The 14,573-nt window shown below is 65.4% G+C and carries 16 protein-coding genes; 8 read left to right on the forward strand and 8 right to left on the reverse strand.

Translation table 11 applies throughout. The features are described from left to right. Positions 1 to 32: 32 nt before the first annotated feature. The 6 genes from RV045_RS07895 to RV045_RS07920 form a co-directional block, all read right to left on the reverse strand. The gene (locus RV045_RS07895) at positions 33 to 2,210 is read right to left on the reverse strand and encodes a YjbH domain-containing protein (protein WP_423235239.1); all 2,178 of its coding nucleotides are present in this window, start codon (positions 2,208 to 2,210) and stop codon (positions 33 to 35) included. Positions 2,211 to 2,337: 127 nt separating this feature from the next. Next, positions 2,338 to 3,036, reverse strand: a complete 699-nt coding sequence (locus RV045_RS07900; protein ID WP_423235240.1) for a hypothetical protein — start codon at positions 3,034 to 3,036, stop codon at positions 2,338 to 2,340. A gap of 191 nt (positions 3,037 to 3,227) precedes the next feature. Further along, the gene (gene ruvA, locus RV045_RS07905) at positions 3,228 to 3,824 is read right to left on the reverse strand and encodes a Holliday junction branch migration protein RuvA (RefSeq protein WP_423235321.1); all 597 of its coding nucleotides are present in this window, start codon (positions 3,822 to 3,824) and stop codon (positions 3,228 to 3,230) included. Between the two features lie 78 nt (positions 3,825 to 3,902). After that, a complete protein-coding gene (locus RV045_RS07910; protein ID WP_423235241.1) occupies positions 3,903 to 4,562 on the reverse strand; it encodes a response regulator in 660 nt (219 codons plus the stop codon). A gap of 71 nt (positions 4,563 to 4,633) precedes the next feature. Continuing rightward, positions 4,634 to 5,992, reverse strand: coding sequence for a sensor histidine kinase (locus tag RV045_RS07915; RefSeq protein ID WP_423235242.1), 1,359 nt, complete (start codon positions 5,990 to 5,992; stop codon positions 4,634 to 4,636). 11 nt (positions 5,993 to 6,003) lie between these two features. After that, complete coding sequence (locus tag RV045_RS07920) at positions 6,004 to 7,752, reverse strand: putative bifunctional diguanylate cyclase/phosphodiesterase (protein WP_423235243.1); 1,749 nt, start codon at positions 7,750 to 7,752, stop codon at positions 6,004 to 6,006. A gap of 132 nt (positions 7,753 to 7,884) precedes the next feature. Here RV045_RS07920 and RV045_RS07925 point away from each other — a divergent pair, with 132 nt between their 5' ends. From RV045_RS07925 to RV045_RS07940, 4 genes are all read left to right on the forward strand, one after another. Next, complete coding sequence (locus RV045_RS07925; protein ID WP_423235244.1) at positions 7,885 to 8,889, forward strand: PhoH family protein; 1,005 nt, start codon at positions 7,885 to 7,887, stop codon at positions 8,887 to 8,889. Between the two features lie 17 nt (positions 8,890 to 8,906). Next, on the forward strand, positions 8,907 to 9,374 hold the full coding sequence (gene ybeY, locus RV045_RS07930; RefSeq protein WP_423235322.1) for an rRNA maturation RNase YbeY: 468 nt from the start codon (positions 8,907 to 8,909) through the stop codon (positions 9,372 to 9,374). A gap of 15 nt (positions 9,375 to 9,389) precedes the next feature. After that, positions 9,390 to 10,169 carry an enoyl-ACP reductase FabI gene (gene fabI / locus RV045_RS07935; RefSeq protein ID WP_423235245.1) on the forward strand — a complete coding sequence of 260 codons (780 nt, stop codon included), beginning with the start codon at positions 9,390 to 9,392 and terminating at the stop codon, positions 10,167 to 10,169. A 94-nt stretch (positions 10,170 to 10,263) separates the two neighbouring features. After that, on the forward strand, positions 10,264 to 11,160 hold the full coding sequence (locus RV045_RS07940) for a DMT family transporter (RefSeq protein WP_423235246.1): 897 nt from the start codon (positions 10,264 to 10,266) through the stop codon (positions 11,158 to 11,160). Between the two features lie 353 nt (positions 11,161 to 11,513). On the opposite strand, the gene RV045_RS07945 is transcribed toward RV045_RS07940, so the two are convergent. After that, positions 11,514 to 11,711, reverse strand: coding sequence for a hypothetical protein (locus tag RV045_RS07945; RefSeq protein WP_423235247.1), 198 nt, complete (start codon positions 11,709 to 11,711; stop codon positions 11,514 to 11,516). Positions 11,712 to 11,883: 172 nt separating this feature from the next. Between RV045_RS07945 and RV045_RS07950 the strand changes: the two genes are divergently transcribed. After that, a complete protein-coding gene (locus tag RV045_RS07950; protein ID WP_423235323.1) occupies positions 11,884 to 12,075 on the forward strand; it encodes an AbrB/MazE/SpoVT family DNA-binding domain-containing protein in 192 nt (63 codons plus the stop codon). After that, on the forward strand, positions 12,075 to 12,488 hold the full coding sequence (locus tag RV045_RS07955) for a type II toxin-antitoxin system VapC family toxin (protein WP_423235248.1): 414 nt from the start codon (positions 12,075 to 12,077) through the stop codon (positions 12,486 to 12,488). The genes RV045_RS07950 and RV045_RS07955 overlap by 1 nt, the downstream gene beginning before the upstream one ends. A gap of 22 nt (positions 12,489 to 12,510) precedes the next feature. On the opposite strand, the gene RV045_RS07960 is transcribed toward RV045_RS07955, so the two are convergent. Further along, the gene (locus tag RV045_RS07960; protein WP_423235249.1) at positions 12,511 to 13,302 is read right to left on the reverse strand and encodes a sulfite exporter TauE/SafE family protein; all 792 of its coding nucleotides are present in this window, start codon (positions 13,300 to 13,302) and stop codon (positions 12,511 to 12,513) included. 234 nt (positions 13,303 to 13,536) lie between these two features. Here RV045_RS07960 and RV045_RS07965 point away from each other — a divergent pair, with 234 nt between their 5' ends. After that, on the forward strand, positions 13,537 to 13,851 hold the full coding sequence (locus RV045_RS07965) for an FmdB family zinc ribbon protein (RefSeq protein ID WP_423235250.1): 315 nt from the start codon (positions 13,537 to 13,539) through the stop codon (positions 13,849 to 13,851). Beyond that, complete coding sequence (locus RV045_RS07970; RefSeq protein WP_423235251.1) at positions 13,848 to 14,534, forward strand: DUF502 domain-containing protein; 687 nt, start codon at positions 13,848 to 13,850, stop codon at positions 14,532 to 14,534. Before RV045_RS07965 ends, RV045_RS07970 begins: the two co-directional genes overlap by 4 nt. The last annotated feature ends 39 nt before the right edge of the window (positions 14,535 to 14,573 follow it).

Here is a 14,573-nt window from a genome sequence, read left to right on the forward strand (position 1 = left end):
CACGCCGCTGCGCGGGTTGGCCTGAGCACCCTTTATTGCGCAAAGGCCTCCAGCCCGCGCGGGTCGGCCAGGTCCTGGGTGAGCGGTTTCTCGACCAGATCGTAAAGATCGGACGGCGAGCGCACCAGCTGGCCGATGTCGCGCGTCCAGGGCGAGAGCGACCCCTGGATCGCCACCTGCGTGTCTTTGCCCAGCAGGTTGCTCAGCGGCCAGCGCACAAAAACGCCCTTGTCCTGATAGCGCTTGCCGCCCAGCACGTCGTAGGCGCGGCTCAGCGTGTACCAGCCGCCGACTTCAACGCCCGAGGCGAAGCGGCGTTTGAGCTCAAACCGCGCCGCCGTATCGCGGGCCAGGAAGCGCCCGGCCCGCACCGTGGCCGTCACGCCCAGCGGCAGGCGGTAGTGCAGCGAAGCCACCGCCGTCACCGTGCGGTAGGGGCGGAATCCCAGCAGGCCCTGGGTGTCGCGCTGGCGCAGCGCGTCCACAGCCAGATCAAGCGTCCAGGGCTGGTAGGCCGGCTGGTAGAGCCACTGCGTGCCCGCCCCGGCGAACATCTCCTCGTACAGGCCCGCCGACACGCGGCCGTAGACCTGGGGCAGCGGCTGGAGGTAATGGTTGACCAGCAGGCGGTCCAGCTTGAAGCGGCCGTCGCGCTTGTAATCGGCCACGTCGGAGCGCACGTGCGGCAGCTGGCTGTCGGACGGCTGGGTCACGCCACTGACGGTTTCGTGCAGCGACAGCGTGGCGCCCGCCTCGACAAAGGTGCGCTGAGCCAGGCGCTGGCTGAAGCTGGCCGCCAGACCGAGGTCGTAGCGCAGGAAACCGCTGGGATCGTTCAGGAAAAGATCCAGGCGCGGGGTGATTTTCAGGCGGCCCAGATCGCTGCTCTCGGTGCGGAAGGCGATCAGATCGCCCTCGCTGTTGTCCAGTGCCGTCTCGCGGCGTACACCGGCCTCTTTCAGACCCTGCTGCACGGCCGCGCCGCCCGCGCCGGTGGGCAGATCGTCCTGCGGACGGGCGTAATCGCTGGCCAGCGTCTGGCCTGCGGCCACCGCCGCCCGGCGCTGGGCCGCGTCATCGCTCTGCTGGGGCGCGGGGGCCTTGCCTTCCAGCTGGGCGACCACGGCGGCGTCAAAGGGGATACTGACCCGCGTCAGGACCAGATCGTTGCGTGTCAGCGTGAGGTCGATCAGCCGGGTCTGCGCCGGAGCGAAGGTCATGATGATGCGCGCGGCGCGGCCGGCCGAGCGGTTGTCGTCGCTGATGCGCGTGCTGGCGAGCTGGGCGCGCAGCACGTCGCCCTCGCGCGCCAGGCGCAGGTTCTTGAAGCCCGCATCCTGCAGCGCGCTGGCCATGTCGCGCGACCACTTCAGTTCGCTGTCCCACTGCGCCTCGGTCGGGCGCGGGGTGTCCGGCGCAGCGAAGGGCGCGGGCTCGTTCACCCAGGGCACGAAGGTTTTCTGGCCCAGCGGAATGTTCAGCGACAGGCCTCCGCCCCAGTCGGCCGCGGACGCCGAGCGCGTGATCTGCGCATCAATCCAGCCCCAGCGGTAGCCCACGCCCACGCGCTGGCGGCCGTGGATGCGCGCCGCGCCCGACTGCGCAGCATTGGGATCGTTCTCGAAGCGGGTGGTATCGCGCTCCAGCATCAGACGCCAGCCGGGCCAGGCGGCGGCGCTCAGATCCAGGCCGCCAAAGACGCCGCCGATGCGGTCCTGGCCGTAGCCCAGGGTGCCGCGCAGCGTCAGGCCCGCAGGCAGCGCCAGCGATTTGCTGGCCGCGATGTAGCGGGCGTGGAAAATCTCGGTGCCAAAAATATCCTGCACGCCGACGGCCACGGCGGGCCGCCAGTCGTTTTCGTCCAGCAGACGCAGCTTCACGTCGATGGATTTGTCTTTGTAGTCGCCATAAGCGGCGTTGCCCTCAAACCCGGCCACGCCCTTGATGGTGGTGAAGCGGCCGTTGACTTCCAGGCGGTCAAACAGGCTGACCGTGCTGTAGGCCGTGCTATAGGGGCCGAAGCGGCTGTAGCCCCAGCGCCAGTTGCCGCCCGGCTCCACGTCGGCCGTGGGCATGTTGATCAGCCCGGTCACGCCGGTGCTGGACGGCGCGGCGTGCGCCGCAGACAGCGGCAGCACCGCCGTGCAGGCCAGCGCACAGGCCAGGGCGAGGCGGGCGGGCCGCAGAAGAGGAGAGCTGGATCGGATCATGACGGCTATTTTCGGCAAAAAAAAGCCAGGCCCAAGGTCGGACCTGGCTGACCCCGCGCGGCTGCATCAAAGCGGCAGGCGCGGGGCGCAGGGATCAATGACGATCCGCAGACAATCAGTGCATCAATCAGTGGTGCGACGTGGTCGAGGAGTTGACCACCGCAGCCGCCACACCGGCCGCCACAACACCCAGACCGATCAGGGCCGGGGTGGAGATGCCAGCCACCGCCGAAGCCGGGGCGGCCGGGGCCACCTGACGCACGATGGGGGCCGCAGCAGCCATGGCCGGTGCAGCCGGAGCCGCCATCATGGCTGGAGCAGCGGGAGCGGCCGGGGCAGCAGCGACAGGCGCCGAAGCCTTCACGAAACCGGCGGGCAGGTTGCCGCTGAACCAGTTGTCGCACTGTTCCATCGTCACGCGCACGGCCTTGCCAGCGCGGTTGTAGTACACGTTGACCATCATGTCGGGGCCGTAAGGCACGTACTTGCCCTGCAGCACTTTGGACACGCCATCGCGGCCCAGCTTGTGGGCAGCACCCTTGTCGCACATGCCGGCGATGTTGCCCGCAGCGACGCCGATGGGCGACTTGGACAGCTCCATCTTCTGCACACGGACTTCACCGGCGCGGCGCAGGGCCGGCTTGTGGGTGAAGGATTTGTAGAATTTGGCTGCGCCCGACTGGACAGCGGCCGTGCACTCTTCCATCGTGTCGTAGCCGGTGTTGCCGTGGGCGTCAGTCACCAGGGCGGCGGAGGCGTTCGCGCTGTACAGGCCAGCCAGGGACAGCAGGGCTGCGGCGACAATCTTGTTTGTGTGTTGGGTCATAGGGTTCACCGTGTTGTTTCTGGGGCTTAACCTGCGCAATGTGCTGCAGGAAGGGCCGTATGGTATCGGGCGAACCGCCCTGGAGGGGCTCCCCTGAATGCGGGTCTGGGACGGGTCGGCGGCCTGAGGCCTGATAAGGCACGCTTCTGTCGCTGCAGCGCAACATAAACGCCTCTGAGCCGCGTCAGGAATCAGGTCAGGCGACCCAGCGCCAGGCGGATGCCTTCGCTGACAGGGGTGCCTTCGGGCAACTGGCGCACCGCGCCACGCGCGTCTTTTTCGGCGTAACCCAGGGCGATCAGCGCCTGGTAGACATCGTCCAGGCCCGGTGGCCAGGACGGCGCTTCCTGCGGGGCGGCCAGCAGCGCACCAGTGCCCGTGGCCACAGCGCCCAGGCGGCCTTTCAGCTCCAGCAGCAGGCGCTCGGCGGTTTTCTTGCCCACGCCCGGCACCTTGACCAGGCGGCGCGCGTCCTGCGCGGCGACGGCGGCGGCCAGCTCGTCCACGCCCAGGCCCGACAGCACGGCCAGCGCCAGGCGCGGACCCACGCCCGAGATGCGCAGCAGCTCCCGGAAAGTGGCGCGCTCGGTGGCGGTCAGGAAACCGAACAGCTCGTGCGCCCCTTCGCGGACCGCGTAATGGATCAGCAGCTCGGTGGCCTGCCCCACGGCGGGCAGGCTGAAGAAAGTCGACATGGGCACGTCGACCTCGTAGCCGACGCCGCCCACGTCCAGCACGACAGCGGGCGGGGATTTTTCAAGCAGCGTGCCACGCAGCCGGGCGATCATCATCGGGGAGCTCCTGCCGGGGCAACCCGGTCAAAGCGGCGATTATGCCGCCCCCACCTCATGCCCCACGCCGGCGCATCAGTGGCGCGGCGCGTTGAACAGCCCCAGGCGCTGGGCCTCCAGCGCGGCTTCGGCGCGCGAACTCACGTTGAGCTTGCGGTAGATCTGCTTGACGTAATCGGCCACCGTGTGGCGCGACAGGTTGAGCTGGGTGGCGATCTCCGGCAGCGTGTAGCCCTTGCCCACGCGCAACAGCACATCGCGCTCGCGGTCGGTGAGCTGCACATCCGGCAGAATGCTGTCCTGCTGCGGCGCCGTGGTGCTGGAAAACCAGGCCATGACCTTGCGTGCGATGCTGGGCGTGAGCGCCGGTTCACCCTGGACCAGGCGGGCGAGCTGCTCCAGAAGACGCCCGCTGGACTGGTCCTTGAGCACATAGCCCTGAGCCCCCGCCTGCAGCGCCGGGAAGAGGAATTCGTCATCGTCGTGAATGGTCACGATCACCGAAACGGCGCCGGGCTGACGCTCGCGCAGCGCCGACACCACCGTCACGCCCGAGCCATCGGGCAAGCCCAGATCCAGCAGGGCCAGATCAATCGGGTGCGCGTCGACCAGCGCCAGCGCGGATTTGACCGAGTCGGCCTCGTGGACGACCGCGTCGGGGAAGACCTGCTTGGCCAGGCCGTGCAGCCACAGCCGGATGCGTGGCAGATCCTCCAGCAGCAAGATGGTTTTCATGGTCCCTCGAACATTTCTTTGGAACCCATTGTAGGCAGCGCCTGATCGCCCAAAGGCGACGATTGCGCTGACTATTTCACTGAAGCGGGCGTTTTCTCGGCCGGAGCCAGGGGCGTGTCGGCCTCCAGAGGCTGCACCGGCATGGACAGCCGCACGCGCGTGCCCTGCCCTGGACGCGATTCGATCAGGCACTGCCCGCCCAGACGCTTGGCGCGCATCTTCATGCCCAGCACGCCCAGGCCCACGCTCTGCAGCCGGGGGTTGTCGGCGCGGATGCCACGCCCGTCGTCGGCCACGTCCCACTCCATGTGCGAGGGCAAGAGCGTCACGCGCACCGAGCAGTGCGCGGCGCCTGCGTGGCGGATGATGTTGCTGGTGATCTCGCGCAGGATGCGCGTGGTGTGAACGTAGACCTCGGGCGTCAGCACCAGGCGCTCGGGGGTGAGGGCGGCAGCGTCGTCATCGCCGTCCAGCACGCGCCAGTCGCAGACGATGTCCGCCTGCTCCAGACGCTGGACCAGCTCGCTGCGCCAGTCGCCCAGCGCGTGCGCCAGCGGCGTCACCCGGCCGACCAGACCGCGCACCGACAGGCGCATGTCGTCCAGCGCCTCGCGCACCAGATCGACGGTGGACGGATCAGGACAGGTGTGCACGATGGTCAGCAGCCGGGCACCGAGGTCGTCGTGCAGGTCGGCGGCGATGCGGCGGCGCTCCTGCCCGGCTTCGGCCTGGACGCGCTCGCGGGCCAGATCGTCGATCTGGGCTTCCATGTCCTCGCGGGCCTGGATCAGGCGCCAGCGGCTGGCCTGCAGCTCGCGCGTGGCGCGGCGCATCACCCGCGCCTGCATGGCCAGCGCGCCCAGGCTGCCCGCCACCAGCACAGCCGCCAGGGCGAAGTCCAGCACGCCGCCGCGCCAGCCCGGCCAGGCCAGCACCGTCGTCTGCAGGCCCAGCGCAGGCAGCAGAAAAACCAGCAGGCCGGAAAACGGCCGACGCAGCGGCAGGCGCTCGCGCCACAGCAGCCGCACAAACCAGGCCGAAATGCTGCCCGCCTGCACACACAGCCCGACCAGGCCAAGGGCGGCCAGCATGGCCGCCTGGGCAGGCGGCAGCGCCATAATCAGCAGCAGCACAGGCGGAATCAGGCTCCACAGACGCGCATGCCAGCCCGGCCTGCGGCTGGCGCTGGTCAGGATGAAGTGCATGTAGGCGACCAGAATGCCCGCCCCGACCGCCCCGCTTTCCAGCGGCGTCTGATCGCCCTGGCGCATCAGCAGCGCCAGCGCGGCCAGGCCATCCATCAGGCCCAGCGCGGTCAGATGGCTGAGCGCCGGGTGGACCCAGCCCAGCATGACCAGCGCCCCGGCCAGCGCCAGCAGCATGCCGCTGACCAGCAGGGTGATGTCACTGACGGCGACCCAGTGCTCCATCGCCGCGCCCCTCAGGCCTCGCTGGGCGACAGGCTGTCGCGCGCGGGCAGGGATTCGTCCTGGGGCCACAGTGGCGGGGCCGGACGGCCGGAATCCAGCGGCCCGTGCAGGTGCTCCCAAAAGGCGTGGTGCGGCATGGGATGGGCGAAGAGATAGCCCTGGAACTCGTCGCACTGGATGCCGCGCAGGAACTCGAACTGCTCGCGCGTCTCAACGCCCTCGGCGACCAGGCGCAGGCCCAGGGCGCGGCCAATCGACACAATCGCGCGCACGATTTCCTCCGATTCAGACGACACGCCGATGCCGCGCACAAAGCTCTGGTCGATTTTCACCTTGTGGAAGGCGAACTTGCGCAGATAGCTCAGCGAGGAATAACCCGTGCCGAAATCGTCCAGCGCGATGCGGAACCCCATGGCGCGCAGTGCGTCCAGGTTGTCCTGGATGACGGCGTGGTTCTCCAGCAGCACGCCTTCGGTCACCTCAAACTCGATGCGCGCGGGCTGCACGTCATATTCAAGCACCAGCGCCTCGATCAGGCTGATGAGGCTGGAGCGGCGCAGCTGCACTGGCGAAAGATTGATGGCAATGACCACCTGCGGCCAGCGGTTGGCCTGCGCAAAAACGCGCCGCATGACCCACTCGCCCAGCGGCCAGATCAGGCCGGTTTCCTCGGCGATGGGGATGAATTCGCCCGGGCCCACCGACGTGCCGTCGCGCAGCGTCCAGCGCACCAGCGCTTCGGCGGTGCGTATGGTGTGGCCGTCCGGGCCGACCAGCGGCTGATAGAACACGGTGAGCTGGTCGGGCGAGCGCACCGCCTGGTCCAGGCCCAGCTCGATACGGCGGCGGCGGCGCAGCGCCACGCCCATCTCGTCCGAGAACAGGCAATGACACCCGCGCCCGTCGGCCTTGGCGCGAAAGAGCGCAATGTCCGCCGCCTTGAGCATGGACACCGGATCCTGCCCGTGCAGCGGCGCCAGCGCCGCCCCGGCCGAAACGGTGACGCGCAGGCTGTAGGTTTCCAGCAGAAAAGGCGTGTCGAAAAGGCGGTCCAGCTCCTCCAGCCGCTGCTGCACGGCCTCTTCATCCGGCATGTCCAGCCAGAGCAGGCCCAGCTCGTCGGCACCAAAGCGGGCCAGCGTGTCGCCGCCCCGGGCCAGGGTGGAGAGCCGCCGGCTGACCAGACGGATCAGCTCATCGCCCGCGTAATGGCCGTAGGTGTCGTTGACGTGCTTGAAGTGATCGATGTCGATCAGCACCAGCGCCAGCAGACGCGTTTCGCCGGCGCCCTGCAGGCCCTCGATCAGGTTGTCCTGAAACTGGCGGCGGTTGGCGCAGCCGGTCAGGCTGTCGTGCGAGGCCTCAAAACGCGCCAGTTCCTGCGCCGACATGCGCAGCGCCAGCTCGCGGCGCAGCCTGTCCTGGCGCAGTCCCAGCAGGCCGAACACCGCGCCCAGCACCAGCGGCGCCGTGGCGATGATGGCGTGCAGCGGGTTGGTGTGCAGCAGATCTTTCACATGCTGCGGCGACAGCGACCAGCCGCGCCACAGCGCATCCACCACAAAGCCGCACAGCACGAAGGCCAGGCCAAACAGCACCCCGCCCACGACATAAAGGCGGGTACAGCGACGCAGGGGCGCCCGGCGTTCGACGGTTTCGGCGCGCGCCTGCAGCACCTCGCCCAGCGTGCTGGGGCGGCTGAAATCTGCGGCGCTGTCGCGCGGCGACGCGGTCAAAGGGTGAACGGTGTGAATCGGCATGATCCGGATGGCAGGCTGACGGGGCAGTATAGAAAGAGCGCCCCGCGCGCAACCGCCCGCTGCGGGGGGGTCATGCGGCGGTTTCGGGCACTAGTTGGCGTCAGCAGCAGCTTTTTTTGCCACAATGCCCGCATGCAACTCGAATTCCCTGATGTGGACAACCACCGCCTCGCCCGCCTCTGCGGCCCGCTGGACGCTCACCTGGCGCAGCTGGGACAGGCGCTGGACGTGCGCATCGTCCGGCGCGGCGCCTCTTTTGTGCTGGAAGGCGATTCCGCCGCCTGCGCCGCCGCCGCCCGGGTCATGACTGACCTGTACGAGCGCCCGGACAGCGTCCCGCTGGAGGCCGCCGATGTGCAGCTCGCCCTGGTCGGGCAGCGCCCCGCCGCTGCGGCTGCGGACGGCCTGCCGCCCGCTGTCCCGGATTCCCCCAGCGACGGCGTGATTCCGCCCGTGCTGCGCACCCGGCGCAGCGATCTGGCCGCGCGCACCGTCAACCAGCGCCAGTATCTGGCCCACATCCTGGGGCACGATCTGACTTTTGGCGTGGGCCCGGCGGGCACCGGCAAAACCTTCCTGGCCGTGGCCTGCGCGGTGGATGCGCTCGAGCGCAACACCGTGCAGCGCCTGATCCTGACGCGCCCGGCCGTCGAGGCCGGCGAGCGCCTGGGCTTTCTGCCCGGCGATCTGGCGCAGAAGGTCGACCCCTACCTGCGGCCGCTTTACGACGCACTTTACGATCTGATGGGCATGGACCGCGTGCACAAGGCCTTCGAGCGCCAGCAGATCGAAATCGCGCCGCTGGCCTTCATGCGCGGACGCACGCTGAACAACGCCTTCGTCATCCTGGACGAGGCGCAGAACACAACCTCCGAGCAGATGAAGATGTTCCTCACCCGCACCGGCTTTGGCAGCCGCGTGGTGATCACCGGCGACACCAGCCAGGTCGATCTTCCCCGAGGCACGCACAGCGGCCTGGTCGAGGCGCTGGGCCTGCTGGACGGCGTCCAGGGCGTGGCCATCACCCGTTTCGATGCCAGCGACGTGGTGCGTCATCCGCTGGTCGCACGCATCGTGAAGGCCTACGAGCGCGCCAGCCGCCCGGGCGCGCCCGCCCGATCCGACCGCCCCGCATGAGCGCCCTGCCCCCTGTGCTGCCCGCTGCCGACCTGCAGCTCTCGCTGCAGATGGCCTGCCCCGCCGGACACCCCCAGCGCGAGGCCCTGCGCAGCGCCGCCCCGCGCCACCGCGTGCAGCGCTGGCTGCGCGCCGCGCTGCAAAACCCCGCCGAACTCACCGTGCGCTTTGTCGATGCCGAGGAAGGCCGCTCGCTCAACGCCAGCTTCCGGGGCAAGGATTACGCCACCAACGTGCTCACCTTCGACTACTGCCAGGCGCCCGTCGTCCAGGCCGATCTGGTGCTGTGCGCCGATGTGCTGGCCCACGAGGCGCAGGACCAGGGCCGAACGCTGGAGGCCCACTGCGCCCACCTCATCGTTCATGGCGCCCTGCACGCGCAGGGCCACGATCACGAAACCGACGACGAAGCCGAGGTGATGGAGGCGCTGGAAAGCGCCATCCTGCAACGCCTGGGCTACCCCGACCCTTACAGCAACCACTGACTTTCAGGACACACCATGGGATTCCTCACCGGCAAACGCCTGCTCATCACCGGCGTGCTCTCCAACCGCTCCATCGCCTACGGCATCGCGCGCGCCTGCCACCGCCAGGGCGCCGAACTGGCCTTCAGCTACGTTGGCGAGCGCTTCAAAGACCGCATCACCGATTTCGCCGCCGAATTCGACTCGAAGCTGATTTTTGACTGCGACGTCGGCAGCGACCAGGCCATCACCGACCTGTTCGACGGCCTGAAAACCGCCTGGCCCGAAGGCTTTGACGGCTTCGTCCACGCCATCGGATTCGCACCGCGCGAAGCCATCGCGGGCGAATTCCTGGACGGCCTGTCGCGCGAGGGCTTTCGCATCGCCCACGACATCTCGGCCTACAGCTTCCCCGCCATGGCCAAGGCCGCCGCCGGACAGCTGCGCGCCGACGCGGCGCTGCTCACACTCACCTACCTGGGCGCCGAGCGCGTCGTGCCCAACTACAACACCATGGGCCTGGCCAAAGCCGCGCTGGAAGCCAGCGTGCGCTACCTGGCCGCGGGCCTCGGGCCGCAGGGCGTGCGCGTCAACGGCATTTCCGCCGGGCCGATCAAGACGCTGGCCGCTTCGGGCATCAAGGATTTCGGATCCATCCTGAAGTTCGTCGAAGAACACGCGCCGCTGCGCCGCAACGTCACCATCGACGAAGTGGGCAACGTCGCTGCCTTCCTGCTCTCCGATCTGGCGCGCGGCGTCACCGGGGAGATCACTTATGTGGACTCGGGCTTCAGCCGCATCGTGCCGGGGATGTGATAGCCCACGGTGAACATTGACGCGTATGCATCCCTACGTTTAACTAAACGGAAGCGACATGCTAAGGAACCTCTGATTCAGACCTATTCTGATATTGAAAATCAATAACGCCAAAGCGGAGTCGCCCGACTTATCTGTTGCGATAGTGCTCAAATTGCTGGCAGCAGCACTAATGGTAGGAATGTCTGCCTGCGTCAAAGTTGCAGCCCAAGCGATTGAACTTGAACAGGTGATTTTTTGGCGTTCGCTATTATCACTATTTCCCATCTTGATTTACATGATAGTTCGTCATGAGTTCCCACGGGGAATCATGACCAAGCATCCGATGATGCATGCAAAGCGAAGCCTACTAGGCTTTATCGCAATGCTTTGCTCTTTCATCTCATTCAAGTACCTCACAATGGGTCAAGCTACGGCACTCAGTTTTCTTGTGCCGATTGCATCGCTTCCGCTGGCGGCATACTTTCTCGGAGAGAGAATTACATTAAAAATCACTATTTCTGTAGTTGTCGGCTTCGTCGGTGTCATTATCATGCTACTACCGGATCTCAGTAGCGAAAATATAAATTACCACACACTGCTAGGTGTCGGCGGGGGCTTTGGTTTTGTATTAATGATGTCATTCCTGCGCGTCTTTATTAAGAATATGGTGGAGACTGAAACAGTTACATCCATACCATTTTACTTTGGCGTCACAGGTGCTGCGCTCGCACTTTTGTCAGCACCGTTTGGCTGGACAATGCCGCGCCTTGAAATATGGATATACCTTTTGGGCGCAGGTGTACTGGGCGGTGCCGCACATATTGCTGCTACTGAGGCCATTGCAAAGGCGCCAGTATCTATTCTGGGCCCTTTCGAATACACAGGCCTTCTGTGGGCAATGTTGTTCGACGTAATTCTGTTTGGACTACTGCCTGACTATATTTCTGTTATTGGCGCTCTAATTATCATTGTGGCGACACTGCTTGTGACTCAACGCAACTCAAAATAGCTTTTTTATAGGGGAAGGCCAAACCAAACGGTAAAAATACGCAAACCTTACTCTCGGCGTGGCATCGATATTTTAGAAATTCCCTCGATATAATTGATCGCCTCCACCTTTCGCGCCGCAGGCAGTCTTTAGTGACTGATGTTTCCAACTGCCTGAAACGGCTCAGGGTTACAGTCTGAATCCGCAGTGCAGCAATCTGCAGCAATAGCTTGTACTTACCCCACGGCCATTTGATAAAGCGCATTTGTTGACCCTATTATCAAGCCCGACCCCAGCATAACGTGACAGCCTCGCCCGCACCGCCCAAATACCCTTATATCCGCGTGATACTTGCATTTGCACTGTCACCGGCATTAGGTTGTTTTTGCTGCTTTTTTGCCATAACCGTATTTTTCGAAATAAAAAAGAGGAACTGGCAGCGAGTCATTATATGAAACACTTAGCATAATCACCCTCCTCTCCTTTTTTGGATTGCTATTCCTCGCGCCAATCACAATAATTATCGGGATATTTTTTTCTTTATTTAGATCCGAAAGAACAGGAGAAACCATATGCTGGTCCGCTTTTTGGGGTGCCCTTTTTGTAACGGTTTTTTTCGGGTTAATTTTTGATCTAAATTTTTATAATTTTCTCATACCATTGCTTGTGGGCGCAGGCTCTACCGCAGTTGCCTCACTAGCTCTCCCCAAGTCTTTCCCGGTAATATATCGCAAATCAAAATAAATTATCCCAGCCAAACTGATCTACGACCGCACAGACTTTGAGCTGGAGATCGAGCGCAAGGGCGATGAAATCACCTTGCGCCCGGTACGGCGCAGCCTGGGCGGCGTGCTGTCGCGGTTCGCCCGGTTTTCGCCGGACTTCATGGCGGGCGGGCGCGAAGAGCAGGAGCAGGACGAACGGGATGCCCTCTGATGCCGCGCTACATGCTCGACACCAATATGTGCATCTACCTGATCAAAACGCAGCCGGAATCGGTCGCCCGGCGCTTTGCAAACTGCCGTGTCGGGGATGTGGTGATGTCTGCTGTCACCTATGCCGAGCTGCAGTACGGCGCCGCAGCCGCCGCCAACCCGAAGGCCGAGCAGGAAAATCTCGCCCTTCTGACAGAAGATATTCCGGTGGCGCCCTTTGACGCTGCCGCCAGCATGGCTTATGGCCCGATCCGGCTGGCCACGCGCGACAGCCGCAAAGACGCGCTGGACAAGTTCGTTGCCGCGCACGCGGTCGCGCTGGGCGTGACGCTGGTGACCAACAAGCTGCGCGATTTCGCCCGCTACCCGGGCCTGGTCGCCGAAAACTGGCTGGAGCCAGACGCTGCGCACTGAAACGCCTGTAAACGGACAGCCTTCACACCATCACCAGCTTCACCCCCGCATAAGCCAGCAGCAGGGAGAGCGTGCCGCGGATCAGGCGGTCGGGTGCGCGGCGGCACAGCATCGTGCCCAGCCAGATGCCGGGCAGCGACCCGGCCAGCAGGTGCAGCAGCAGCGCCCAGTCCACCGACCCGATCGAGGCGTGACCCAGCCCCGCGACCAGCGTCAGCGGCACGGCGTGGGCGATGTCGGCGGCGACGATGCGCGGGAGCGGCAGCGCCGGGTACAGCAGCATCAGCGCAATCACACCAATGGCGCCTGCGCCCACCGAGGTCAGCGTGACCAGCGAGCCAATGACCGCCCCCAGCAGCACAGGCAGGGCCCAGTGGCGCGGGCGTGTGGCGTCGGCCAGAGCCTCCTGGCTGATCTCACGCACCACGCTGCCGCCGCGCACGGCCTTGACCAGCGTCGCCCCGGCCGTCAGCAGCAGGGCCACGCCCAGGGTGAGCGTCATGGCGCGCTGCGCCGCGTCGCTCTGCGCGCCGATGCGCTGCAGCACGGCCAGCGTGATCAGCGAAGCCGGGACGCTGCCCGCCGCCATCTGGAGCACCACGCGCCAGTCGATGACACGGGCCCGCGCCAGTGCGATCGAGCCGCCCATTTTGGTGAAAGCGGCAAACAGCAGGTCGGTGCCGATGGCCAGATGCGGTTTGATGCCAAAGAAGAAAATCAGCAGCGGCGTCATCAGAGAGCCCCCGCCCACCCCCGTCAAGCCGACGACAAAGCCGACAAAAAGGCCAGCAAACACAAAGGCCAGATCGTGCATGAGGCACCCCGAAAAAGCGAAAGAGAGCGACTCTAGCGCCCGCCTTTATGACTTACAAATACATAATTTCTTGTTCTTTATTTCTTTATAATCTAGAAATGCCTTGTCTTCATCGCTGCCCGGCGGTGTATGACCCTGCCGCAACATGTGCAGGCTGAGCAGGCAAGCCCGCGCCAGGCGACAATAACGGTTTGTGCTGATTGATTTTCGACCCCTGACTTTCGCGAGACACCCATGCCGATTTACGCCTACCGCTGCGAGAGCTGCGGCCACACCAAAGACGTGCTGCAAAAGCTCTCCGATGCCCCTCTGACCGTCTGCCCGGCCTGCCAGGCGCCGACTTTTGCCAAGCAGCTCACCGCTGCGGGCTTCCAGCTCAAGGGATCGGGCTGGTATCAGACCGACTTCAAGGGCGGCAGTGCCCCGGCCGCTGCAAAAAGCGACAGCGCTGACGCCCCTGCCCCGGCTGCCGCCCCCTGCGGCAACGCGGGCGGCTGTCCCGCCGTCAAGGCGGCGGCTGCGGGCGCCAGCAGCGCGCCTGCCGCATGAAGCGTTACCTGATCGCGGGACTGCTGAGCTGGCTGCCGCTGGCCATCACCATCTGGGTGCTGCTTTGGATCCTGGGCCTGATCCAGGGCGTGTTCAACGCCGTGCTGCGCCTGCTGGCGACGCTGGCGCCGCAGCACGCCGACCTGATCCAGTCTCTGGGCCAGATTCCGGGCATGAGCGTGCTGGTCACGGCCAGCGTGCTGCTGCTGTCGGGCATTTTTGTGACCAACGTGTTCGGCCAGTGGCTGATGCGCCAGTGGGATCGGGTGATGGGACGCATTCCCATCGTCAAATCGATCTACAGCTCGGTCAAGCAGGTGTCGGACACGCTGTTTTCCAGCAGCGGCCAGGCCTTCCGGGAAGCCGTTCTGGTGCAGTACCCGCGCGCCGGGTCGTGGACCATCGCCTTCGTCACCGGCAAGCCCTCGGGCGAGGTGCTGGGCCTGCTGCAGCAGCAGAGCCAGCCGGACGGCCAGCGCGCCACCGAGTGGATCAGCGTTTACGTGCCGACCACGCCCAACCCCACGTCCGGCTTCTTTCTGATGATGCCGCGCCACGAGGTCAAGCCGCTGGGCATGAGCGTGGACGCCGCGCTGAAATACGTCATCTCGATGGGCGTGGTGGCGCCGCAGACGGGCACGCCCGAGCTGCCTGCTCCGTCCCAGGAACAGCCCCAGGCCTGAAGCGCCCGGCTACAATGCCGGGTTTACACCGACCGCCAC

This window comes from Amphibiibacter pelophylacis (assembly GCF_037688875.1).
In the GTDB taxonomy this organism is placed as follows: Bacteria; Pseudomonadota; Gammaproteobacteria; order Burkholderiales; family Burkholderiaceae_C; genus Amphibiibacter; species Amphibiibacter pelophylacis.